The organism is Providencia sp. PROV201, from assembly GCF_028479545.1.
Taxonomy (GTDB): Bacteria; Pseudomonadota; Gammaproteobacteria; order Enterobacterales; family Enterobacteriaceae; genus Providencia; species Providencia huaxiensis.
Window position 1 is genome coordinate 252,015 of the sequence record NZ_JAMPNW010000001.1, and the last position, 24,719, is coordinate 276,733.

Annotated in this window: 26 protein-coding genes; 8 read left to right on the forward strand and 18 right to left on the reverse strand. The window is 41.0% G+C overall.

What is annotated here, in order from left to right; genetic code table 11:
* Positions 1–10: 10 nt before the first annotated feature.
* From PR809_RS01160 to flgB, 3 genes are read right to left on the reverse strand one after another with little or no spacing between them, the layout of a single operon-like run.
* Positions 11–868, reverse strand: a complete 858-nt coding sequence (locus tag PR809_RS01160; protein ID WP_166266889.1) for a flagellar hook assembly protein FlgD — start codon at positions 866–868, stop codon at positions 11–13.
* A gap of 12 nt (positions 869–880) precedes the next feature.
* The gene (gene flgC / locus PR809_RS01165) at positions 881–1,285 is read right to left on the reverse strand and encodes a flagellar basal body rod protein FlgC (protein WP_004909868.1); all 405 of its coding nucleotides are present in this window, start codon (positions 1,283–1,285) and stop codon (positions 881–883) included.
* 5 nt (positions 1,286–1,290) lie between these two features.
* Complete coding sequence (gene flgB / locus PR809_RS01170) at positions 1,291–1,704, reverse strand: flagellar basal body rod protein FlgB (protein WP_004255669.1); 414 nt, start codon at positions 1,702–1,704, stop codon at positions 1,291–1,293.
* Positions 1,705–1,942: 238 nt separating this feature from the next.
* Here flgB and flgA point away from each other — a divergent pair, with 238 nt between their 5' ends.
* The 4 genes from flgA (at position 1,943) to PR809_RS01190 (ending at position 5,117) form a co-directional block, all read left to right on the forward strand.
* A complete protein-coding gene (flgA, locus tag PR809_RS01175) occupies positions 1,943–2,581 on the forward strand; it encodes a flagellar basal body P-ring formation chaperone FlgA (protein ID WP_181490167.1) in 639 nt (212 codons plus the stop codon).
* Between the two features lie 606 nt (positions 2,582–3,187).
* On the forward strand, positions 3,188–3,490 hold the full coding sequence (gene flgM, locus PR809_RS01180) for a flagellar biosynthesis anti-sigma factor FlgM (RefSeq protein WP_144141268.1): 303 nt from the start codon (positions 3,188–3,190) through the stop codon (positions 3,488–3,490).
* Between the two features lie 9 nt (positions 3,491–3,499).
* Complete coding sequence (locus PR809_RS01185; protein ID WP_102139593.1) at positions 3,500–3,940, forward strand: flagella synthesis protein FlgN; 441 nt, start codon at positions 3,500–3,502, stop codon at positions 3,938–3,940.
* A 205-nt stretch (positions 3,941–4,145) separates the two neighbouring features.
* Positions 4,146–5,117 carry an Abi family protein gene (locus PR809_RS01190; RefSeq protein WP_102139592.1) on the forward strand — a complete coding sequence of 324 codons (972 nt, stop codon included), beginning with the start codon at positions 4,146–4,148 and terminating at the stop codon, positions 5,115–5,117.
* Positions 5,118–5,269: 152 nt separating this feature from the next.
* On the opposite strand, the gene flhA is transcribed toward PR809_RS01190, so the two are convergent.
* Both flhA and flhB read right to left on the reverse strand, forming a co-directional pair.
* Entirely contained in the window at positions 5,270–7,369 is a 2,100-nt protein-coding gene (flhA, locus tag PR809_RS01195) for a flagellar biosynthesis protein FlhA (protein WP_206276964.1), read from the reverse strand.
* A complete protein-coding gene (gene flhB / locus PR809_RS01200) occupies positions 7,362–8,513 on the reverse strand; it encodes a flagellar biosynthesis protein FlhB (RefSeq protein WP_206276965.1) in 1,152 nt (383 codons plus the stop codon). Before flhB ends, flhA begins: the two co-directional genes overlap by 8 nt.
* Before the next feature lie 263 nt (positions 8,514–8,776).
* Between flhB and PR809_RS01205 the strand changes: the two genes are divergently transcribed.
* Genes PR809_RS01205 through PR809_RS01215 form a run of 3 tightly spaced genes read left to right on the forward strand, consistent with a single transcriptional unit; the run spans position 8,777 to position 9,897 of the window.
* Positions 8,777–9,016, forward strand: a complete 240-nt coding sequence (locus PR809_RS01205; protein WP_102139589.1) for a type II toxin-antitoxin system CcdA family antitoxin — start codon at positions 8,777–8,779, stop codon at positions 9,014–9,016.
* Positions 9,016–9,324: a CcdB family protein gene (locus tag PR809_RS01210; RefSeq protein ID WP_206276966.1), complete on the forward strand. Its 309-nt coding sequence runs from the start codon at positions 9,016–9,018 to the stop codon at positions 9,322–9,324. Before PR809_RS01205 ends, PR809_RS01210 begins: the two co-directional genes overlap by 1 nt.
* A gap of 15 nt (positions 9,325–9,339) precedes the next feature.
* The gene (locus PR809_RS01215) at positions 9,340–9,897 is read left to right on the forward strand and encodes a hypothetical protein (protein ID WP_206276967.1); all 558 of its coding nucleotides are present in this window, start codon (positions 9,340–9,342) and stop codon (positions 9,895–9,897) included.
* Between the two features lie 42 nt (positions 9,898–9,939).
* Here the strand turns inward: PR809_RS01215 and PR809_RS01220 are convergent, their stop codons facing one another.
* The 13 genes from PR809_RS01220 to flhD all read right to left on the reverse strand — a co-directional run bounded on the left by PR809_RS01220 (position 9,940) and on the right by flhD (position 22,498).
* On the reverse strand, positions 9,940–10,254 hold the full coding sequence (locus PR809_RS01220) for a helix-turn-helix transcriptional regulator (protein WP_206276968.1): 315 nt from the start codon (positions 10,252–10,254) through the stop codon (positions 9,940–9,942).
* Positions 10,255–10,340: 86 nt separating this feature from the next.
* Positions 10,341–10,979, reverse strand: coding sequence for a protein phosphatase CheZ (locus PR809_RS01225; protein ID WP_210843768.1), 639 nt, complete (start codon positions 10,977–10,979; stop codon positions 10,341–10,343).
* 24 nt (positions 10,980–11,003) lie between these two features.
* Positions 11,004–11,396: a chemotaxis response regulator CheY gene (gene cheY, locus PR809_RS01230; protein ID WP_004255705.1), complete on the reverse strand. Its 393-nt coding sequence runs from the start codon at positions 11,394–11,396 to the stop codon at positions 11,004–11,006.
* Positions 11,397–11,437: 41 nt separating this feature from the next.
* Entirely contained in the window at positions 11,438–12,505 is a 1,068-nt protein-coding gene (locus tag PR809_RS01235; protein ID WP_102139585.1) for a protein-glutamate methylesterase/protein-glutamine glutaminase, read from the reverse strand.
* On the reverse strand, positions 12,505–13,341 hold the full coding sequence (locus PR809_RS01240; RefSeq protein ID WP_102139584.1) for a CheR family methyltransferase: 837 nt from the start codon (positions 13,339–13,341) through the stop codon (positions 12,505–12,507). The genes PR809_RS01235 and PR809_RS01240 overlap by 1 nt, the downstream gene beginning before the upstream one ends.
* A gap of 133 nt (positions 13,342–13,474) precedes the next feature.
* The gene (locus tag PR809_RS01245) at positions 13,475–15,043 is read right to left on the reverse strand and encodes a methyl-accepting chemotaxis protein (protein ID WP_102139583.1); all 1,569 of its coding nucleotides are present in this window, start codon (positions 15,041–15,043) and stop codon (positions 13,475–13,477) included.
* A gap of 116 nt (positions 15,044–15,159) precedes the next feature.
* Positions 15,160–16,845, reverse strand: a complete 1,686-nt coding sequence (locus PR809_RS01250; protein ID WP_102139582.1) for a methyl-accepting chemotaxis protein — start codon at positions 16,843–16,845, stop codon at positions 15,160–15,162.
* Positions 16,846–16,949: 104 nt separating this feature from the next.
* The gene (cheW, locus tag PR809_RS01255) at positions 16,950–17,447 is read right to left on the reverse strand and encodes a chemotaxis protein CheW (protein WP_004909833.1); all 498 of its coding nucleotides are present in this window, start codon (positions 17,445–17,447) and stop codon (positions 16,950–16,952) included.
* A 16-nt stretch (positions 17,448–17,463) separates the two neighbouring features.
* Complete coding sequence (gene cheA / locus PR809_RS01260; protein WP_102139581.1) at positions 17,464–19,548, reverse strand: chemotaxis protein CheA; 2,085 nt, start codon at positions 19,546–19,548, stop codon at positions 17,464–17,466.
* A gap of 103 nt (positions 19,549–19,651) precedes the next feature.
* Positions 19,652–20,569: a flagellar motor protein MotB gene (gene motB, locus PR809_RS01265; RefSeq protein ID WP_102139580.1), complete on the reverse strand. Its 918-nt coding sequence runs from the start codon at positions 20,567–20,569 to the stop codon at positions 19,652–19,654.
* 7 nt (positions 20,570–20,576) lie between these two features.
* Positions 20,577–21,464, reverse strand: a complete 888-nt coding sequence (gene motA / locus PR809_RS01270) for a flagellar motor stator protein MotA (protein WP_004909829.1) — start codon at positions 21,462–21,464, stop codon at positions 20,577–20,579.
* Between the two features lie 96 nt (positions 21,465–21,560).
* Entirely contained in the window at positions 21,561–22,151 is a 591-nt protein-coding gene (gene flhC, locus PR809_RS01275; protein WP_102139579.1) for a flagellar transcriptional regulator FlhC, read from the reverse strand.
* Positions 22,148–22,498: a flagellar transcriptional regulator FlhD gene (gene flhD, locus PR809_RS01280; protein WP_004909823.1), complete on the reverse strand. Its 351-nt coding sequence runs from the start codon at positions 22,496–22,498 to the stop codon at positions 22,148–22,150. Before flhD ends, flhC begins: the two co-directional genes overlap by 4 nt.
* Before the next feature lie 1,647 nt (positions 22,499–24,145).
* Here flhD and PR809_RS01285 point away from each other — a divergent pair.
* Positions 24,146–24,592, forward strand: a complete 447-nt coding sequence (locus tag PR809_RS01285; RefSeq protein WP_102139578.1) for a hypothetical protein — start codon at positions 24,146–24,148, stop codon at positions 24,590–24,592.
* The last annotated feature ends 127 nt before the right edge of the window (positions 24,593–24,719 follow it).

A 24,719-nucleotide genomic window follows, 5' to 3' on the forward strand; every position in this document is an offset into this window, starting at 1 on the left:
TGGGGGTAAATTAAGAAGATGGATAAACTTTGAAAATGCTGCTCAGCGGGACACTTTGCCCAATGCCAACATCAAGTAATGGTGCGTCAGAGCCTGGGGTCACACCGTTAACACGGGTATACCCCAGTTTGGTCACTTCGATTTCAGCCCCTGAACTGACGGCTTTCACATCAAAGTAATATTTTCCTGTTGTATCCGTGACCAAGTTGCCGTTGTTATCACGACCATCCCACGCCATATCATAGATATCGGGTTTAACTTCCGTATCATAGGTAATGGTTCGCACAACCATTCGGTTTTTATCGCGAATAGTAATTTCAACGTTGTCCGCCAATTTCGGTAAAAAGAACCCAAACGGCGAGGAAATATATTCAGATTGCGGCTCTTCACCGCCCTCTTCACCTGCAATAGCACCTTTGTTACTAAGCCCAAACATTGAAGGGCTATTTGGGCTGATGCCCTCGTCAGGAAGCGGGTTTGATGGCTTAGTCACATTGCTGTCTTCGCCTGTGCTCTCTTTCTTGAGTGGTGCTAAAATGATTTCATTGCGCGGAATAAGCACACCTTTTCCGACAAGCTGAGTGGCTTGTAATGACTGACCTGAACCAATTTGTTGGGAAATGCCACTCACGCTATCGCTGAGTTTATTCATGCTTTCAAGCGTGGCAATTTGTGCCAATTGACTGGTTAAATCCGTATTTTCCATTGGTTTTGTTGGGTCTTGGTTTTGCATCTGCGTGACAATCATTTTTAAAAAAGTGTCGCGCATATCGTCACTTTGACTTTTCTTTGGCACATTGCTCGCAGCCGGCTCAGGGCCAGCTATCGAATTGTCCAAAGAGTCGTACATTGTGGCTGCAATTCCCATGAAAACGCTCCCTTACTGGCCTATTGTGAGTGTCTTTTGCAGCAAGGTTTTTGCTGTATTCATCACTTCTAAGTTGGCTTGATAGCTACGGGAGGCTGAAATGGTATTGATCATTTCACCAACCATGTCGACATTCGGCATTTGCACATAGCCTTTTTCATTCGCTGACGGGTGACCGGGCTTATATTCCATACGGGGTGGCGTAGGGTCTTCTATCAGCTCACTCACACGCACGCCTCCCACTTCGTGGCGCCCTTGTGGTGCCATTTGAAAAACGACTTGTTTTGCACGATATGGTTGACCATCAGGCCCTGCAATACTTTCTGCGTTTGCCATATTGCTCGCACTGACATTCAAGCGTTGAGATTGCGCGGTCAATGCAGATGCAGAGATATCAAAAATACTCAGTAAAGCCATGAAGATTACCCTTGCTGTAAGACAGCCAGCATACTTTTGACGCGGCTATTGATGAATGTAAGGTCGGCCTGATATTTCAGGGTGTTATCTGCGAATTGGCTGCGTTCAATATCCATATCTACCGTATTACCATCCATTGAGGTTTGGTAAGGAACACGATATTTCAGGTCAATATTTGGCGCTTTGCCCCCTCGCCCTTCGATATGTCCTTTCGACGTAACAGCGAGCGTCACGCCTTTTCCCCCTACCACACCTTTATCCATGGCTTGTTGAAGTTGACGATTAAAGTCAATATCACGTGCTTGGTAGCCGGGGGTGTCGGCATTAGCAATGTTTGAAGCTAATACGGTCTGCCTTGCTTCGCGTATTGACAAAGCCTGTTGCTGGAAAGCAAACGTGGCGTTTAATTTATCAATCATAGTGGGCCTCAATGGAAATAACGCGATCCTTGAATTTGAGCGTTCGTGAGTAAAAATTAAAATTCGACCCGCATATCTTAGCGGCCTACTAAAAAATCTAATGGCGAGATAAAGGCAAAATAATTGACCTATTTGGCTCATTCATTATTACGGAGCTGCGTAAACTGCAATCGTGAAAAAGTTTGTTTGTTGGGGGGAATACAACGGGATGTATTACGCTAAAAAAATGCCATTATATATGGTAATCAGTTTGTTAGGGCTTACTCCAGCGCTTTCTGAAGCGTCGTTACCCCAAGATATCAACCATTATTTTCGCCAAATTCATGGCAAGAAAACGCACATTTCAATAGAAATTAAAACCCCAATTGAGCGTTGGCCAACTTGTGAGCACCCTCAAATCAACCCACCTATTGGTGGACGCAATATGGGTAATGTTTCCCTCCCAGTACAATGTGGCAAGAAAAAACAGTTTATTCAGCTAACGGTGAATGTTACAGGCCAGTATTACGTAGCCACACGTAATATAACCAGAGGGGAATCTATACAGTTTGTTGATATCGGAACTAAAAAGGGCTTATTACATAAGCTACCAGCAGGCGCAAGCACCGATAAAATCGCACTTCGCGGAGCGATCGCCCTGCGCAATATTCCAGCCGGACAAACATTCACAAAATCAATGACAAGACAACCATGGGCAATAAAAGCGGGGCAAACGGTATTTGTGTTCGCCAATGGTGATAATTTCTCAGTGAAATACGAAGGCAGAGCGATTAATAACGCCACTGCCGGCCAAAATACCCGAGTGCGCTTGTTAAATGGGCAAGTTGTGAATGGGGAAGCGCTCGAAAATGGCAGTGTTCAAGTGGCATTAAAATAAAAACAACCCCACTTGTACTCTAAATAATTCGAGCTGCAGCTAGGCGACAAGTGAAGAGAGACCGATGAGCATACACAAGTATGTGATTCGGCTATCTGAGCGCAGTCAACAACACTGCAGCTTGAAGTATCACGAGTATATACTCTAAATAATTCGAGTTGCAGCTAGGCGACAAGTGAAGAGAGACCGATGAGCATACACAAGTATGTGATTCGGCTATCTGAGCGCAGTTAACAACGCTGAAATTTGGAGTATCACGAGTATTTACTCTAAATAATTCAAGTGGCAGCTAGGCGACAAGTGAAGATAGACCGATGAGCATACACAAGTATGTGATTCGGCTATCTGAGCGCAGTCAACAGCACTGCAGCTTGAAGTATCACGAGTATATACTCTAAATAATTCGAGTTGCAGCTAGGCGACAAGTGAAGAGAGACCGATGAGCATACACAAGTATGTGATTCGGCTATCTGAGCGCAGTTAACAACGCTGCAACTTGAAGTATGACGAGTAATGCAATATTTTGTAACACTATACACACTAAAGATTCATCAATATAAGCCGATAACTCACATATGAAAAAAATCGGGAATAGGAAAACACATTATGGCTATTGAGCAAACATCTGCAATTTCTGCGTTGACTCAGGTGACAAACCGCGATCCACAAGATGCGGCAGCCCCGATGCGGGACAAAAAAGTGTCCACTAATGAAGTCGTTAAAGAAAGTTCTTTTGCTCCTAGTGAGCTACAAAAAAAATTATTGCAACCACAAGCAAGTGATATTAATAGTGCTAAAGTTGAACAAATTAAACAAGCAATCAAAGATGGCACCCTAACTATGGATGCTGAAAAAATTGCTGATGGCATTTTGCGCGATGCTCATGAATGCATGTTATCAATGAAATAAATAACCACTATGACTGACGAATTACTGATATTACTTGAGCAACAACTCGCCCATTTGCAATCATTACAAATAGTGATGAAAAATGAAGAGCTATTACTAGGTTATCACCGTGTGCCGCCTTCGCCTTTTCAGGAAACCACTGAACAAAAACGGTTTTTAGTTGCTGCGATCGGCCATGGTGAAACAAACCGCCTAGCGTTAGAAGCACAATCTGAGATCAGTGCACCTTATGAAGGCAATGATGCACTAGCAGGTGTATGGGAAGCCATTAAAAGCTTAACAACTGAGCTAAAAGAGCTGAATTACCGTAATCACCAAATGCTACAATTGCATATTGAGCTCAACGCTCAACGCCTCAATTTTGTGAAAAAACATAATAACCAATCCACTTATGGTGCGGATGGTTTAGAGTCAAAAAGCCCTGCATTAGGTAAGAAAATTTCGATCTAAGGTGTGTTTTATCCTGTCCAAAACACACCCGTCTTATCTAGTATTCATTTCATATCCCGCTCATAAAGGGTAAATACAGACAAAATCTCTGTAACAACCTCTTTTTATCATCCCCCCTCAATGATAAGTTAAGTAAATTTAACTATTTCATCTGAGATAACGTTTATCAATTAGACTATATCTCTTAAATACCACGGGGATAGATATGTTTAGGGCACCACCCATAAATGTAAACTCACACATTATAGATATTAGTATCGAACGTTTTTTTAACTATCGAACCATATTCAAAACAACAGATATGAACGAATTGCATGGCATTTACTGTTGGAATGAAGAAATTTCCACTAAGTTTATGTACTTGATTGGTATAATTGAAATCACGTTAAGAAACAAAATCCATAATACTCTTAGCCATTTTTATTTTACAAATCAATTAACTGTATGTAATAAAAAATTATCTGGTAATGCTCAGTCTTGTAATTGGTATGATTATCTAGGTCTGACACGCAGTAATAAACTTTTCAACGCTATTGATTCTGCGAAAAAGAAAAATGGCAAATATATTCAACCACCCCCTGCTCCACATAAAATAATTTCAACTCTAGAGAATGGAAAATGGGCGCATATTTTAAAAATTAATAAAACCAGCAATGGTGAAATTATTCCATGGGAACAAATATTTCCTAAAATTTTTCAGTATTACCCGTACTCTATCCATCAAAAGTCACATCCTAAAGATATAAAAAATCGACATAGAATCATTCAACGGCTGCTGCAAACAAATAAACTGCGCAATAGATGTGCTCATTTTGAACCTATATGGAAATTTGGTAACTTAGTTAATGAGTTTGATAACTCGATAATCAAAAGTGCCCCTGATGATATCACTTCAACGTTAAGCCGACTAAAGTTAGAGTATCGTCATTTAATCGACCTACTTGGGTGGCTATCTAGCGATATGCAATCCTACTACCTACATAGCTTTACTCATAAAGATTTAGTTCAGCTTATCCACATAGATGGATTAACCGCATTTAAACTCGCATCAGGTACAAAAAAGATAGCTTTGAGTAAAATCGGACGAAAGCACAATTTGAAAAAAGTCCTGCGTGATGGGCAATCTGTGTTGCTAACAGATAAAGGCAAAATTGTAGGGCGTTTTTTAGCCAGTTAAGTACAAAGAGGCCGCTCTTACTAGAGCGGCCTCTTTGTACTTTCTTTGCGTTTTGACGAGCATTCAAATACACGCCTTCGGTATAAGAACAATTTAGCTTCAAAACGACTACAGACTTATACTACATAACTCCTCAGATAGAAGCAAGATGATTAACTACCACTAATCATCGACGTCATTCTTATCTTACGGTGGTCCGTCATTTCTAAATTCGACATAACCACCAGCTGCGGCAGGCTGCGACGCAAGAAACGCGATAAAATCAAACGCAAACCATGGTTGACTAATAATACCGTTGGTGCCCCCATCGCCTCTTGGTGTGCCACGGCTTGCTCCGCTTGAGTTTGAATAAACTGTGCCAAATTCGGCTCTAACCCACCGCCGTTCTTCGCGGCTTGCAGTAAGATCTGCTCAAGGCTAGCCTCTAAACCAATTACTTGAATTTCTTCTGCATGACCAAACCACTGCTGTGTGATTGCTCGGCCTAATGCAATGCGCACTTGAGATGTTAAATAATCGGTATCTTTATTTTCCCCGTTTTCCCCGGCCATTTCAGCCAAGGTTTCAATGATGGTGCGCATATCGCGGATCACCACATCTTCCATTAATAAATTTTGCAGTACACGGTGCAAAATCGTTAACGAAATCGTATCTGGGATCAAGTCATCAGCCAGTTTTGGCATCTCTTTTTTCACACGGTCATACAGCATCTGTGCTTCTTGGCGGCCAAATAAGGTGCTGGAGTTTTGCAGTAAAATTTGATTAAAGTGAGTTGCTACCGCAGTACTCGCTGATACCACCGTATACCCTTGAATTTGTGCTTGTTCACGTAAATCATCATCAATCCAGATTGCGGGTAAACCAAACGCAGGCTCTTTAGTGATATCCCCCTGTAGCGTCCCCGCGGCATTGCCTGGGTCAATAGCCAGACTGCGCCCTGGCTGTGCTTCACCACGTCCAACTTCCGCACCCTTAATCAGAATTCGGTATTCACATGGGGAAAGCGCTAAGTTATCGCAGATATGCACCACAGGTGGTAAGTACCCCACTTCTTGAGCAAATTTCTTACGTAAACCACGCAATCGCCCTAATAACTCGCCTTGCTGTTCATTATCGACTAATGGGATCAACCGATAACCCACTTCCATCGCCAATAAATCTTCTAATTGCACGTCATCCCACGTGGCTTCAACCACTTTATTGGCTTCTTGGAAATGCTGCGATTGGCTATTATCTCCCATGGCATTTTCCGGTTGCTGCGATTTACGCACTAAATACCAACCAAGGGCAGCCAATGCTGCGGTAAACAGTAAAAAGACAAAGTTAGGCATGCCCGGGATCAAACCGATTAAACCGAGAACACCCGCACTCAACCACATCACGCGAGGGTTATTGAATAGCTGGGTGACCATCTGTTCACCCACATCTTCATCGGTTGCGACACGAGTGACAATAACCCCTGCAGCTGTTGATATAATCAAAGCAGGTATTTGCGCCACAAGCCCATCACCGATAGTCAGCAAGGTATATGTACTCGTCGCATTCCCCAAAGACATATTGTGTTGAGCAACACCAACAATCAGCCCACCCACTACGTTGATCACCATAATCATGATCCCCGCAATAGCATCCCCACGGACAAACTTACTCGCACCGTCCATTGAGCCATAAAAATCAGCTTCTTGCGTAACCTCTGTACGACGCTTTTTGGCTTCATCATCACTGATGATACCCGCGTTGAGGTCCGCATCAATCGCCATTTGCTTGCCTGGCATTCCATCAAGAACAAAACGTGCACCCACTTCAGCAATACGTCCGGCTCCTTTTGTGATAACCATAAAGTTAATCAATACGAGGATAATAAACACCACTATACCAATTGCAAAATTCCCCCCCACCAAAAAATGGCCGAATGCTTCGACGACTCGCCCGGCAGCATCTGGGCCTGTATGGCCTTCCATTAGGATGATCCGGGTAGAGGCGATATTCAAAGAGAGTCGCAGTAAAGTTGCAAACAGTAATATGGTTGGAAAAGCGGCAAAATCCAACGTACGCTTGGTAAACATCGCCACTAATAACACCATAATGGAAAGCGCAATATTAAAGGTAAACAGTAAATCCAATAAAAATGCCGGTAATGGCAATACCATCATCGACAAAATCAATAAGATAAGAACCGGCCCGGCCAGTATTTGCCACTGCGTTCCCTGTAAATTTTTCGGCAATTTTAATAATGAAGCCAAATTAGCCATCGCGATTGTTATCTCCAGCAAAGTCCAGCGTCGGTGGCACTGGTAAATTTTTCGGTTTTTTTGGTCTGAGCCCACCTTCACGGCGCCAACGACGCAGTTGGTAAACCCATGCTAAAACTTCTGCAACCGCCGCATATAATGCAACAGGAATGCTTTGCCCTATCTCCGCGTGGCGATATAGCGCACGAGCAAGCGGCGGTGCTTCTAACTGTAATATTCGGTGCTCTTCACCAATTTCTTTGATGCGCTGAGCCAATACGCCAGCCCCTTTCGCTAATACTTTTGGTGCCCCCATTTTTTTGTCATCATATTTTAGGGCAACCGCATAGTGTGTCGGGTTAGTGACAATAACATCCGCACTTGGGACATCCGCCATCATTCGGTTACGCGCAATCGCACGCTGCTGTTGGCGGATTTTAGCTTTAATTTGAGGGTCACCCTCTTGCTGCTTGAATTCATCTTTGATTTCTTGGCGGCTCATGCGCAATTTTTTCAAATGAGAGCGAAACTGATAAAAAACATCAAAAGCCACCATTGGAATAAGCAAAAACACAATTAAATACCCTGCAAAAATGACTTTCTGCAATGCATTACTTAGCGCCGTAATAGGTGATTCCATGACTAAATGCAGTAATGAGGGCCAACTTTGCCAAAGAAAAATAAATGCCCCTAACCCCACAAATAACGATTTCAAAATCGCTTTAAATAACTCCGATAACGCATTCATAGAAAAAATACGTTTTAGCCCTTTGATTGGATTTAACTTTTTCAAATCAAATTTAATCAACTTGCTATTGAAAATGAGTCCCCCCACTAACGATGACGCAGAAATACCCACTAACGCTAACCCGCCGATGACGGGTAATAAAGCAAATAACGCCTCACTCACAACGCGCCCTAAGTAACTGAGCATCAAACCTGTATTTTGCAAGTAATGGCTATCAAATATAAAACCCTGCCGAGCAATTTGCCGTAGCTGTGTCGCCAGATGCCCACCACTTAGCCATAGCAAGCTCACGCCTGCTAACATCATCATTAGCGAGCTAAGTTCTTTTGAACGAACGATTTGCCCATCATCTTTGGCTTTTTGCTTTTTATGGGGTGTGGGTTCTTCTGTTTTTTCTACATCACTCTCGTCGGACACCGCGGTTCCAAAATTTAATGAAAATACGAGTTATCGCTATAGCATGACAGAGTGTAAAAAAATCAATGGTGGAAAATAGACGCAGTTCAAGGGGGTTATTTGCCTATTGAGCAATAAAGCGGCAATTTTGCAAAGGGCTTCGCAAACATGAGCACCCACTGAAGATAATCCTATATTTCGTATTAATAAAGAATAAAATCCCTATATGAGCAATAAGCATGCTAAATTACATGTGTATGAACACGTGTAATTAAGGAAATCCCATGAATACCACGGCTCAAAGAATGAAAAAAACCGTCAGTGTCACGGTGGCGCCTGAACTCTACGAACAAGCTAGGCAGGCAAAACTTAACCTATCTGCAATACTAACGTGTGCCTTGCAGGCTGAATTAAAACGCCTAGAAGCGCAGAAATGGAAAAATGAAAATAGAGAAGGTTTTAATGAGTTAAATAGGATCAATGAAGAACATGGATTACTCTCAGATAAATACAAGGATTTTTAATGCAATATTGCCTCTATCAAAATCGAGAAGATACGGTTAAATACCCGTACTTACTGGATATTCAAAGTAATATTATTGATATATTGAATACTCGCTTAGTCATCCCGTTATTCGATAGTAGGCTTGTTAAAAAACCATTACCTGTACGCTTAAATCCACAATTATCAATCAACGGGCAGGTTTTCATTTTAATGACTCACCAAATGGCTTGTGTTCCTCTTTCATTACTAGGAAAAGAAATCGTTGATTTGACTCACCAACGAGACACGATTAAACACGCAGTTGGCCTGCTTATTAATGGCTTTTAACGACAAAAGGTTATTATGGATACTTGCCACCTTGTTGCCCCAGATATCACTTTAGAAGATGCCCCAAAAGAAGCCTCACGTATGCTTAATTGGCTGAAACAGCAAGGTATTATCGACCCTGATTTTCAAGGTATCGAGTATGGTGAAGTGATTTATCGTCCTACCCCCGCTCACAAAGAACCCATTTTGTACGTAATTAATGATGAAATCGTGCCGACTCAGTTACCTGAAGGTACTTTGAAAAACTATTTATCTATCGTTACCGAACGCACTGTGTTCCATGCAGGGGGAAATGGTCTCGGTATTTACTGCCCACAGTGTGCAAATGAACAAAGCGAACAGAGTCACGCATGGGGTGATGCGGTATCCGACTGGTATGAAGGAAAACTAGAAAATCTCGCTTGCTTTCATTGCGATTTTCATGCCCCTCTATCAAAGTGGCGGTTTGATCCACAATGGGCATTCGGCAATCTAGGTTTCAGTTTTCATAATTGGGATATACGCGATGATTTTGTTGACCAATTTGAGCAAGTTCTTGGCAGCCAAATTATCACGGTTTATCAACATGATTAGCAATTAAATTACCCACATCAATACTAATTGGCATACCTATTATTATTTAGATGAGAAATCTAATGTAATCCGCATTCCCACCGCTTCTGCATATTTTAATAATGTGCCTAATTTTGGGTCGAACTGCGCTTTTTCCAAACGGGACACGTTCTGCTTCTGAGTTTGCATTTTTTCCGCAATTTGAATTTGTGTTAAATTATTGGCTAAACGCGCTTTTTTGAGTTGGTTGATTAACGCCTGTCTCATCTGTAACTCAGTAGAACACTCATTAACATCTCCATCATTTTCTTGAACTATTTCTTTTTGTGCTTTTTTTTCTTTAATCACGAAAGTAGAAATTAAATCGTTATTTATCATTGCAATCCTCTCCTTGTAACGCAAATACAATAAAACTACCCTAACCCTATGTAATTAGAGTAGTTGAATTAAAAACTTGTCGGCGATTAGAAGCCCAGCTCATCAAGCAAATCATCAACTTGAGACTGTGAGGCCATCACATTCACGCCTTCTTTATTGATTTGCGGGCCATTGAGCAAACTTTCGTTTTGCGTTTTCGCACGCATTTCAGGTGGCGTGTTTTCCATTAACAGTGCTAGCAGTTGTTTCTCTGCTTCTTCAACTACTTCCATCATTTTTTTGATGACTTGCCCTGTTAAATCTTGGAAATCTTGCGCCATCATGATCTCCAACAGCTCTGCTTTAGTCGTTTCGCTGTCTTGGATCACTTGTCCTAAAAAGGCTTCTGTTGACTCACGCAATTGCGCAGGAACCGTATCTCCAGCGGTTTCTTGCCATTGTTGCTGCAGCTCCTGCGCATTCTTATTCATGTCCACTTGCAGTGGTTTGATGACATCAATGCCATTTAAGGTTTTCTCTGCCGCTTGCGCTGTCATTTGTGCGATATAACGCAGCCTGTCTTTACCGTCTGGAATACTGGCCACCGCCTGTTGAACGCTTTTTTCTAGACCCAATTCGCGCATACTCTCACGCAGGGTTCTCATTAGCGTACCAATGCGCGTAATGACTTGTTTTAAATCATCATTACCATTGCGAATACCTTCCATACCCACTTGTTCAGTCATGAAAATCTCCTTTGGCGCGCACTGTTATTGCAGACCCATTTTTTCAAATACTTTATTCAGTTTTTCTTCTAAGATAGCGGCAGTGAACGGCTTAACGACATAACCACTCGCACCCGCTTGCGCTGCAGCAATAATATTTTCTTTTTTCGCTTCGGCTGTCACCATTAATACGGGGATATGCTTCAAAGCATCATCACCACGAATGGTTTTAAGCAACTCAAGGCCATCCATGTTTGGCATATTCCAGTCAGCCACGACAAAATCAATGCTACCTGTACGGATTTTCTCTAATGCATCAACACCGTCTTCCGCTTCTTCTATTTTGTTAAATCCGAGCTCTTTTAATAAGTTACGGACGATACGTCGCATTGTAGAAAAATCATCGACAACCAAAAAACTAAGATCTTTAGCGGCCATAACCACTCCTTCAAAATACAATTGTGAGTTCCTGCCTCGGTTTAAACCGTGACAGAAGAAAGTCTTGCTAAAACACTTGGGGCAATCTTGAGGATATCTTGCACTTCATCCGCAGCCCCCATTTCAATCGCCGCACGAGGCATACCAAACACAACACAACTACTTTCGTTTTGTGCGTAAGTAATTGCTCCCTGCTTACGTAAATTTAATAGCCCTTTTGCACCATCCATCCCCATTCCTGTCAATAAGATCCCAATACATTTTCGCCCAACACATTGAGCAACCGAATCGAACAGCACATCAACAGAAGGACGATGGCGGTTAACAGGTTCGCTTTGTTGTAAAATGACTTGAAATCCCTTGCCTTTATCAGCAATCAACATATGCGAATCGCCCGGTGCAATATAGGCATGGCCTTTTTGTAATAACTCGTTGTGTTCGGCTTCTTTTACGGTCAAAACACAGAGCTTATTCAAGCGATCAGCAAAAGAACGTGTAAAACCCGCAGGCATATGCTGAGTAATCACTACCGGAGGACATTCATGAGGTAACATTTCCAGAAATTGACGTATCGCCTCCGTGCCTCCAGTCGATGCGCCAACCGCAATCACACGGCTATTGCAAACATAAGGAGAGAGCGCTTTGGCTTGAGACGCTGGTTCACTGATCTTTTTTTCTGGACGAGCAAAGCGGCTCCGTTGCGTAATTTTAGACATTGCTGCCGCACGGATTTTTTCACCAATAATATCGCGATAACTCATCATCGTTTCACGAATACCAATTTGGGGTTTTGTGACAAAATCCACAGCACCTAATTCCAACGCTTTTAACGTCACCTCTGAACCTTTCGACGTTAATGTTGAAACCATTACCACAGGCATTGGATGCAAACGCATTAATTTTTCTAAGAAATCAATACCATCCATTCGTGGCATTTCCACATCTAACGTGATCACGTCCGGTTCATGCTGTTTAATTAAGTCACGTGCGACATAAGGGTCTGGTGCAGTATCGACCACAACCATGTCTTCATGACTATTAATTATTTCACGCATTAATTGGCGCATCAGTGCTGAGTCATCCACACATAGCACTTTAATTTTTTTCATTACCCCCTCCTCGCAGCTTGTAAGCTGTAGACGGTTTGCCCTTTAATAACGAAACTTTGCGATAGCTGTGATAAATTTTCAGAGTGCCCAATAAATAGCAAGCCGTCTGGCTTAAGCAATGTGGCAAAGCGCTCTAACATTTTGATTTGCATTTCTTTATCAAAATAAATCATGACATTACGACAAAAAATCGCATCAAATCGGTGCTGCATTTGCCAATCATGATCACTCAAATTTAAATAACGAAATTCAATCATTTGGCGTAACGCAGGCTTGACTCTCGCATAGCCATCAAACTCGCCAACGCCTTTCATAAAATAACGTTGTCTCTGTAATGCCGTTAAAGACTTCAGCTCTTCTATGCGATACACACCTTGTTTCGCTTTTTCTAGCACTTCCGTGTCAATGTCACTGGCAATCACTTTGGCATTGATAGCGTTGGGCCCAAGAACATCGCTCAGTGTCATTGCTATCGAATACGGCTCTTCTCCTGTTGAAGATGCGGCACACCAAATATTAATGGCGCTATTTTTACGAGTGCGAACAAAGTCTGCTAACGTCACAAAATGATGTGGCTCACGAAAAAATGCTGTTAAATTTGTCGTCAAAGCATTCACAAAAGCTTGCCATTCTGCATGGTGAGGTTCACGCTCTAACATTCGTAAATAATCTGAAAAATTGTCGATATTACAATCACGTAACCGCTTTAATAGCCGGTTATAGACCATATTTTTTTTATTCATGGTGAGGACAATGCCTGATTTTTTATGAATAAATCGACAAACCCGACCAAACTCATCATCAGTCAGTGGTTCTACCTGTGGTACAAAAAGCATCGTACTTGTCGTCCTATTCAATAAAAACCCAGAGGCAGCCAGTTATTTGGCTGCCTTTTAGGATGGATAACCTAAGGAAAAATAACCTGTTACGGTTATCCACCGAAAATTCAGAAACGAATTTTCACAATACTTAACGCCGATTACGATTTAAATGGCTTTCGGGTAATTCAAAGAATGCAACGGTATCGACTAAGTTGTTTGCTTGGTCTTCTAGTGCCGCTGTCGCACTGGTCGATTGTTCAACTAATGCCGCATTCTGTTGTGTCACTAAATCCATTTGGCTTACTGCTGTGGCGACTTGCTCAATACCACGGCTTTGCTCATTGGAAGCAGACGCAATATTACCCATTAATTCAGTAACTTGGTTAACAGCTGCAACCAATTCACTCATGGTTGCACCCGCCTCATTAACCAGTTGAGAGCCTTGGCTCACTCTGCCAACAGACTCATCAATCAATGTTTTAATTTCTTTTGCTGCTTCCGCGCTGCGCTGAGCCAATGCCCTGACCTCACCGGCAACCACAGAAAAACCACGCCCTTGTTCACCCGCTCGAGCGGCTTCAACGGCGGCATTCAATGCTAAGATATTGGTTTGGAAAGCGATGCCATCAATCACACTAATAATGGCGCTAATTTTTTGTGAGCTATTGGAAATCGAGGTCATGGTGTCAATCACATCTTCAGTGATCTCTCCACCTTTCGTTGCGGTTTTTGATGCACTCACCGCCAGTTCACTCGCTTGGCGTGCGTTATCCGCATTCTGCTTAACAGTTGCTGTCAACTCTTCCATACTAGCCGCAGTTTCTTCTAGTGATGCCGCTTGCTGTTCAGTACGTGATGATAAGTTATTATTTCCTAAAGCAATCTCACGGATCCCTGTATACATTTGATCAGTATTCGAGCGCAATGCTGTCACTGAAGTCACTAAAGACTCCTGCATGTCTTTTAACTTACCAAATACTTCACCAATTTCATCACCGGTTGTGACTTCAATTTTTTGATTTAGTTTGCCATCCGCCACTAGTGCAAAGTGATCTCCCATACTTTTTAGCGGGTTAATGACTTTACGTTTCATCCAATAGTGAGCAAATGCGATAACAGCGATGATGATGACGATCACTGAGGCGAATGAACTCCACGCAAACGTGTTATACATTCTTGCTGCTGCAAGAGATTCATCGTTTTCCGCATTCAGTAATTCAAGGTACTCCTCGACAACTTGCTCTAACTGGTCCTGGTTTTCTTGGGCAGGAAGTTCAATATAGGCGGCAATGTCGTTGTTATCTAAATGTGTTTTTAATGCTTTGAGTGTCAATACAAATGCTTTATACCGGCTCTCAAGTGCTGCGAGATTTTCTTTTTCACTCAAAAGAGGTTGGTTTTTAAACCTGATGTAGTCTTTCTCAGCTTCTTCGAGTAATTTATCAAAAGTCACTCTCGTTTCTTCAATCAATGGTTCGTTACCACCCACTTTATGCAGCAAAGCAATTTGCGTCAGGCTATTGCGTGCTTGCATCAGGTGTTTACTGGTTTCTTCAAGCATCGCCCGCTTATCAGACCCCAAATCAATACGCTCTAAAGATTTTAATTCACTTACAACAATCCCAACAGAAACCCCGCTAGACACAATCTGCATCCCACAAAATAAAATGAGAAGTAGATACAAACTCACCGAAATTCGGATATTTTTACCAAACATAGAAATCCCCACTTGTGCCAGCTAAGAGAACTGAGCCTCTGAAACATTGCCTTGTTTTCTAATGCACAGAAACGCTGCAAAACCGAGGCTTTGCAGCGAAAAACTGAGCTTAACCCTTAGAAAGTTTCCCAATTGTCATCATCTTTATGTTCTTTCGATGACAGTTTTGTCAGATCCGGTGTTTTAACGATATTTGAAACCGTTCTTGCTGCCGGCTGAATATTGCGTATTTCACTTTGTTTTAATGGTGGTAAACGGAAGATAGAGATCAGTTGCGACAGTTTCGCCACTTGTTCTTCCAAGACATTAGCTGCCACCGCAGATTGTTCAACCAACGACGCATTTTGCTGTGTAACTTTGTCCATTTCTGCAACAGCGATACTGACTTGTGCAATCCCTTTGCTTTGCTCATCGGATGCGGTCGCAATGTGCGTCATAATGTCAGTCACCCGTGTGACAGACTCGACAATCTTGGTCATCGTTTCACCTGCATCTTCTGCTTGGCGAGCACCTGTCCCTGTTCTTGACACTGAATCTTCAATTAACGTTTTAATCTCTTTAGCGGCATCAGCACTACGCTGTGCTAAGTTACGCACCTCATCAGCGACGACGGCAAAACCACGTCCGTGCTCACCGGCCCGTGCCGCTTCGACAGCCGCATTGAGCGCTAAGATATTAGTTTGGAAAGCGATGCTATCGATAACTGCGGTGATATCAGAGATTTTCTGTGAGCTATCCGCAATATTTAGCATGGTACTGACGACATTCGATACCACTTTGCCGCCTTCTTTCGCTATCACTGAAGCTTGGTTTGCAAATTCACTGGCTTGGTGGGCATATTCGGTATTTTGTTTTACGGTTGCAGTCAACTCACTCATACTGGCGGAGGTTTCTTCTAAGCAAGCGACTTGTTGCTCAGTTCGTGCCGACAAGTCATTGTTACCTGCAGCAATTTCAGTTGTACCTTGGTAAATAGTTTCGCTACCATCTAGCACACCACGAACGGTATTAATCAGTTCCTGCTGCATATGTTGAACACCATTGGCCAACTCACCAATTTCATTATTGGCAATCGTGGTCACATTCGGTGTTAAATCGCCTGACGCAAAGACTTTAATACGTTCAATTAAGATATTGAGTGGCTCAATAATACCTTTACGAACATAGCGATAACTGAAGAAACCAATTAAGGCGAGTAAGATAGATAACGTCACCAACATATATAACGATTGGCGATAGTTATTATCTGCATTGACGACTTCGGCCTGGAAATCAGCAGAAATGTCCGCAAAATACGCATTAAATTGCTCTTCAAATTTCACTTGGTGCCCTGAGGTTCTGTGTGCATAAAAACCTTCAAGATCGCCTTTTTCCGCAAATTCACCTAACTTGATTAATGCGTCTCGATAGGTTTCATAGGTGCTAAACAGTTTTTCAAATTTGGCTTTATCATAATCTGAACTTTGCATCAGCTTGTTATAGCGGACATAAGCATCATCAGCAGCTTTAAAGTTACGTTTAGCGGCTTTAATCAAGTCTTCTGTCGTTGCATCGTCTTGAATTTTACGACCTTCAAGTAAATAGGCATTGATAGAGCGGTTTAAGTTTGCCCGAGCTTGTAACAAATTGACCCAGCTTTCTGTTAATACTTGTCTTTGGCGTTGTAATGAATTCAAATAACTGATGCTATCGCTGTTATCGCCCAGTTTGGTAAACATCAACCCACTGGACACCAGTTGCAGCAAAATAAAGATAAAAATGACGGACAAAAGTCCCGATACGATTTTAATTCGACTGTACATGACGTTTTACTAACATAATTTTGTTGTATTTTGGATATCGGTAATCCAACCAAAAACTTTAGTTAATGACTTATTATTATTTGAACAATTATTGGGGCTGAGAGTTACTCAGCCATGCTGTCAATCAGCGCCATTTCATCGCTAGTTAATAATTTTTCGATATCGACTAAAATCAACATACGGTCATTTAATGTTCCGAGCCCTGTCAAATATTGAGTCGATAATGTCACGGCAAAATCAGGCGGTGGCGCAATTTGTTCTTCATTCAAAACCAGCACATCTGAGACGCCATCGACCACAATACCGACGACACGATCTTTTAAATTCACGACAATAACGACCGTGTTATCGTTATACACCACGTTTTCATGGGAGAACTTCACCCGTAAATCAATAATCGGAATGATGACTCCACGTAAGTTAGTCACTCCTTTGATAAAATCAGGGGTATTCGCGATACGAGTTACTTGTTCGTAGCCACGAATTTCCTGCACTTTTAAGATCTCAATGCCATATTCTTCTTCACCCAAGGTGAAAATAAGGTAGCCTTCGCCGTTTTTTTCTTCTTCGTGTTTATTTAAATCATCATCTAACATAGACATGGTGTATGGCCTCTATTTAGTGCACGACAGGTTGAGAAACCTGCTGTTTCTTTTTAATCAAAATGCTGTTATTCATTTTTTGTAGCTCAGCCACATCTAAAATCAATGCAACAGAACCATCGCCCATAATCGTTGCTGCAGAAATACCAGGGATCTTGCGATAATTACTTTCAATATTTTTTACGACGACTTGTTGTTGCCCAACTAATTTATCAACTAACAACGCAAAACGGTGGCCTGCATTTTGAATAATCAGCACAATACTGTTATCTAGATTTCGCTCGGCTTCTTCGATGGAAAATACTTGGTGTAATTCAACAAGTGGTAAATATTCACCGCGCACAAGCAACATTTTTTCCTCGCCAGCTAAGCGATAAATATCCTCTTGGCGAGGTTGCAAGGTGCTGATAATGGCACTCAATGGGACGATAAAAACATCCTCCGCAACTTTCACAGACATACCATCCAAAATGGCTAGAGTGAGCGGTAATAAGATGCGGATAATAGTCCCTTTGCCTTCGGTAAAACCGATTTGAATACGGCCGCCCATGTCTTGGATATTTCGTTTAACCACATCCATTCCAACGCCACGTCCCGAAACATCCGTTACGACTTCTGCCGTTGAAAAACCTGGAGCCATAATCAGCATCGCAACTTCATCATTGCTCATACCATCATGCACACTCATGCCTTGTGATTTCGCTTTCGCCAAAATACGTTCACGGTTTAGCCCAGCACCGTCATCACGAACTTCAATGCAAATATTGCCACTTTGGTGTGCTGCCGCTAAGGTCAATGTTCCGGCTTCTGGCTTACCATTTGCCACACGAACTTCAGGCTTTTCAATCCCATGGTCTAGGCTATTACGAACAAGGTGATTCAGGGGGTCGACGATGCGCTCAATCAAACTCTTATCCAGCTCAGTTGAGCTTCCTTCGACTTTCAGCTCGATTTTTTTACCTAATTTGGAAGCTATATCGCGTACCATGCGTGGGAAACGGCTAAACACGTAGTCCATTGGCATCATGCGAATTGACATAACGGATTCTTGCAAAGCGCGGGAATTACGCTCTAACTGTACGATTGAGCTTAACAAATCACTGTATTCGTTCTGATCGACATGTTGACTATGTTGGGTCAACATGGATTGGATAATCACCAATTCCCCCACTAAGTTGATCAACTGGTCAACTTTCTCTACGGCCACACGAATGCTGCTCGAATCCCCTTTCGGTTTAGCGACTGCCGTTTTTTTAGCTGGGGTAGCTGACACGGGTACGGTAGGTTTTACCGAGGTTTGTGGCGTATCTTGCGATTCTGTGACGTCACTTACCTCTGTTTCAATTTCACTTGCTTCAACTTTATCGTCATTTAATAACGTTTCTTCTTTCGAAAAAGCGCGGCAATCTGCAAAGGAAATGGCTTCATGGTTAATTTGCGATTCATCCACCACAAAACATAGTACTCCACTAATATCATCAATATCCGTATTAGTGCCCACCCATGCTTGCAAACTATTTGCTGTTTTTTCAGTGTGATATAAATGCCCAAATAAACTGAGTTCATCCGCCAGTAAATCAACTTCATTTTCTTTGAGCTGATTTAACGAGATCATAAAGTAGTGTGAATATTCACCTTGCTCCGTGGAAGTTTCTTTAACAACCGTATTCTCAACTTTAGGCTCAGGTAGCGCAGCATCTATCTCAGCAACCTCTTCTGCTCTATTTTCAACCCGGCTAAGCACCTCACAAATGCGTTTGAAAGTGTCTTCATCTGGCAAAGAATCATTTTTATAGGCATCTAACTGTGATGCCATGACATCCTTAGCATCGAGAAAGACATCAATTATGTCAGGTGTGAGCGTTAACTCATCATGACGCGCCTTGTCTAAAAGATTTTCCAATGTATGAGTCGTATTCTGCAACTGAGTGAAACCAAAGGTTGCAGCCCCTCCTTTGATTGAATGGGCACTGCGGAAGATGGCATTTAGTTGCTCGCTATCCGGGTCAAAAGGATCAAGATCAAGTAAATGTTGTTCCATATCCCTGAGCAACTCATCAGCTTCATCGAAAAATGTTTGATAAAACTCGGTAATATCCATGGTTTTTATCCAATTTCGCTTAAGTTTCACTTAACGCTGACTGCCGAGCAACCCGGCAGACAACTAAACAAGTTATGTAATAAATTCAAATAACAGCAATTCATCACGGTATTTTCACCGCAGCGACAACACCCACGGCCGTTTCTGGCATGGGCTTTTGCGGTTTATTGAGCACATCATTAATCGGCTTCGCGCCATCGTATTCACGGAGAATTTGTTTAGTTTCTTCATCATTCAACACAATGATGCTTATCCGACGGTTGATCGGGGCAAAGCCATCTTCTTTATCTAAATGAATGGCTGAAGCCATCCCCACAACGCGTAAGACTTTGTTTTCATCCATTCCACCGCGGATCAACTCGCGGCGCGAAGCATTTGCACGATCTGATGATAATTCCCAGTTGCTATAATTAGCCCCGTTGGCATAAGCCAGATCATCGGTATGCCCAGAGACACTAATTCGGTTTGGTACATCATTAAGAAGTGGCGCTATTGCACGCAAAATGTCGCGCATATAGGGTTCAACCGCTGCCGAACCCACTTTAAACATCGGTCGATTTTCACTATCAACAATTTGAATACGTAGCCCATCATTAATCATGTCAATCAGTAAATGGGGCTTTAATTCGTTCAAACGCGGATCTTTTAAAATAGCCTGCTCAAGAGACTCTTTTAATTTTTCAAAACGATAATTTGCATTACCATCAATAATATTATTAGGTTCAGGCATCACATCCCCATCACGAAAAATAGGGTCTTTCCCCCCACCAGGGATCGGATTTGTGGCATCGCCACTTTTACTTCCTGGGTTGATAGCTGTACTTAAGGGGGTGCGAAAATATTCAGCAATTTGTGTTAACTCTTGAGGACTTGAAATTGAGATCAGCCACATCACTAAAAAAAACGCCATCATCGCTGTCATAAAATCGGCATAAGCGATTTTCCATGAACCACCATGCCCGTTTTGCTGATGCGAACTGCGCTTTTTAACTCGAATAACATGAGGTGTATTGGCTGCCATCCGTTAGTTACTCCTCTGTTGTTTCTTGTGAGCGAGCACCTACTTTCACTTCTCGAACTTTATCCTCGAGTTCAACAAATGAAGGCCTATCTGCGCTGAATAACACCTTGCGGCCAAATTCAACCGCTATTTGAGGAGCGTAGCCTTGCAATGCTGAGAGGAAAGTCACTTTAATGCATTCCATCATTTTCAGTTGTTCACTACTACGCAACCTAATCAGTGCAGCTAAAGGTAAAATAAAGCCATAAGCCACTAAAATACCTAGAAATGTCCCGACCATTGCATGGGCAATTAAAGCCCCCAACTCACCCGCAGGGCGATCCGCTGAGCCCAAGGCATTAACAACCCCCAGAACAGCCGCAACGATCCCAAAAGCTGGCATAGAGTCACCGACCATATTTAAACCTGAAGCTGGCACTTCATTTTCTTGACGAAAGGTTTCTAACTCTTCATCCATTAAAGCTTCAATTTCATGGCTTTGTAAGTTACTACTCACCATCAGACGTAAGTAATCCACGATAAACATCATGGTGGACTCATCTTTTAAAATACGGGGATATTGGGAAAAAATTTCACTTTCACTTGGATTATCAATGTCTTTTTCAAGTGCTAGCAGCCCTTGTTGGCGTGATTTATTCAGTAATTGAAATAACAACGCCATTAAGTCCATTGACATTGTTTTATTGTAGGAGGAACGACGGAAGAGTTTTGGTAATACTTTGCACAAGGCGACGATGGATTTGCCACTGTTACCAACAACAAAGGCACCTAAACCTGCACCTAAAATAATGACAAATTCAGCGGGTTGATAAAGCGCACCTAAATGGCCACCGACCATTAAATATCCGCCAATAACCGCAACTGTAACAATGATATACCCGATGAGTATTAACACAATATTCCCTTTCACTCCGTTGGTTAACAGATGGCAGTCAAAGGGAATATTAGGAGTGACAGGCAAAACCTTTGCCTGTTAACCAAATCAATCCAATTACATTACCGCTTTAGTAATGCCATCCTGTCGATATACCGTAATATCGGCTAGATGCTCGGAAAGTTTACGTTTTTTTATTGCCCGTGATGGCGGTTGGCATAAACTGCAAGTGAAGCTATTTTCAGGAATATGTGCGTAGGTAATAAAAGAACCATGGCAACAACTACATTGTGAACTTTGTAACATACCACTTTCCACAAAACGGACTAGGGTCCAAGCACGTGTTAAAGCCAACAAAGGCTCTTCACCGGGTTCTGGTATACACTGTTCAAGATATAATCTATATGCTCGTAATATGGCATCAACACCGCGACATTGGCCACTTTTAAGTAAAAATTGATAAGCATTATAGAACATGGATGAATGAATATTCTGTTCCCACGTCATAAACCAATCTGTGGAGAAAGGCAACATCCCTTTTGGTGGAGGGCAACCTCTCAGCTCTTTATATAAACGAACTAAACGGCCACGACTGATTTGAGTTTCACTTTCTAACATTTGAAGGCGAGCGCCTAAAGAGATCAATTCCATGGCTAGTCGAATATCATTCGCTTCTTGGACAATACTTTTTTCAGCTGAGGTACTCATCTTTTTCTCGCTATTTCGGTGTCGCCCTCATTATGCGTTTGCAATAATCGGGTCGAAAGTAAAATACCTGTATGAATTTGTTGTAATTCATCAACTCTTGAATCACGGGTTAGCTTTTCAATTGTGTCACTATTATCAAATCTAAACTGGCAGATTAGCTGGTTTGTCTCTGCTAATTTGACTAATTGAGGAAGTGTAAGGTCTGCTAAAGTAGTTGCCATTGCATCAGAGATACCTAGACGAAACATCGCAGAGGCTTTCTCTTGAGAGATGAGTTTTTGGGCTAATAGCAAATATGAGAGGTTAATATCGTATATATGCTTCAGAAAATCTGTCGTCGAGCTCATTTTTTTTCCTTTCCGAATATTATCAACATCTGTGCGATCTGTGTGCAAAAAGAACAAATATGAATTTGAAAGTATTGTGTAATCAAATTATTAAATTTAAAAAGTAATTAAATTGGGTAAATGTAATTCCATTATTTTCCCATGTCATCCATTCAAAAATACCCAATTTGGAGTATAGATACACTAATTTCCAAACCTAAATTAAATATATTTCCTGAATACCTACAACAATAAGGAGTGACCAAAAAATTAGCGATTTCCATAAGAATCAGAAATTACTGATGTCATTATTAGTCGCCAATTATTATGCACCACTAAATTAACTATTCAAGGTACTTATGTTTCTTTTTGTACCAATGAGATGATTACCCATCAATTCATTAAATAATCTTCATTATTTCTTTATCTTCTATCACCTTATCCTAAATATCAACAACATTTTCAGTCACCCTAAACAAAATGACAGGATTTTAATCAAAGCAACAACTCTTTAGATGCGATAACTAAGCAAAAAAAACCAAGCACAACATCAAAAACAAAATATTGATCCAAATCAATTTTTAGCATTAAGAAACTGAGTTGCACATAAGTGCATTAAGCCGTTATCGGCATTATTGGAATAAAACTTAATCATTAATTTTCAATAAGTTTAATCTATACTCCAACCATCGTTCAAAATTATTCAATCGTAGTTATCATAAAAACACTCATTATATTGTCATACATATTAAGTGTTCGCTTCTATTTTCATTAGATTCATTAAACAATGATTTTAATACCACCATATGACAATATTAATAAAATTTATAAAATTCACATCATTGACCAGTAATAAAAATCTATTTAGCTTAAATGCATCTGTTAGATCATTTTACTTATTTGGTAATTTAAGTAATTATCTTGTTATTAGTTCATTAAAGTAATTTTTTTGATTAATTAATATTTACTTTTTTATCTAAAATAACTGAAGTCTCATTTTTTTTAATAAAAAGATCAACCTACGCCAATCTGCCACTTTTGAGTCGAGAGCAAAAAATGAAGGTTTCAATTGAGAACATTCCGCTTTCCATATGTTTTTTATATCTCTTTTAAAATATTTGATCGGCACTTAAAATAGAAAGAACTAAAGATATTATTACTTGCCTTCATGCCTATCGTTTTTAGCTATTTTCACGTAACACCTCAAATTTAATTAATGTTAGTTATAGTAACCATTGATTACTATATACTTTTATTTTAACAAAATACCCTAAACAGCAATCAAACTTAAGTAAAATCGCTTAATCGAATAATGAAAAATTAAAAATTAAATTACTTTTAGTTAAAATAATTCAGTGAGGAACCTGCTTATAAAAGAAGCTAATTTATTACAATTTTTATGGTCAAAAAATTTTTTCAATTTGCGATAGCCCTCACACTTGTTTTCTTTATTTCTCAATAATTTCCGAATAAAACGATTCTCACATTGGTATATTTATGTTAAGAAGATCACATTAATCATTTCCAATGACGATCAGTGAATAAAATACAGGGCCAATAGACATAGAAATAAAGGAAGAAATGACTAGTTAAGTGAAGTGATAAACTTGTTTTCCTCATACGCCAATGCAACACTTAACACACTGGAATATAATTTGAAGGAAAAACATGTTCACTTATCAAGCAGCAGTTGAATTTATTGAGGAAGAAAATATTTATGAAATCAATTTTAGCGATTTTCCTGACCTACAGGGTGTTAGCTATTGTAAAGAAGACGTTGAGTTAGAAGCCCAAGAAATTCTGCTAGCCACTTTTGCGGAACATATTGAGCTCAGGAAACCAATTCCACTCGCAACGCAAACAAAAAGTGATGCAACCTTTACTGTTTATTTACCTATAATCTGCTGCTTAAAAATTGCTTTGCATAACGCTATTCTCAACTCTGCAATACAACGTGTCGATCTCGCTCGCAGGTTGAACATCAACGCACAACAAATAGAACGCTTACTAGATATTCATTACGCATCCAAAATTGACCTTTTAGAACAAGCCTTATATCTATTAGGCGTCGAAGCTTCAATCACTGTGACGCAAAAATTGCTTGATAACAGCTAAGCTAGCCATAATTCAAAGCCAATATAATGAAAATCTCATGGAAAAAACTAGGATCCCTTTACTTATTTCTTACGTATACTAATAAGTGCTAATGTAATAGCAGAGACTTGAGTTAAATTTAGCCCCT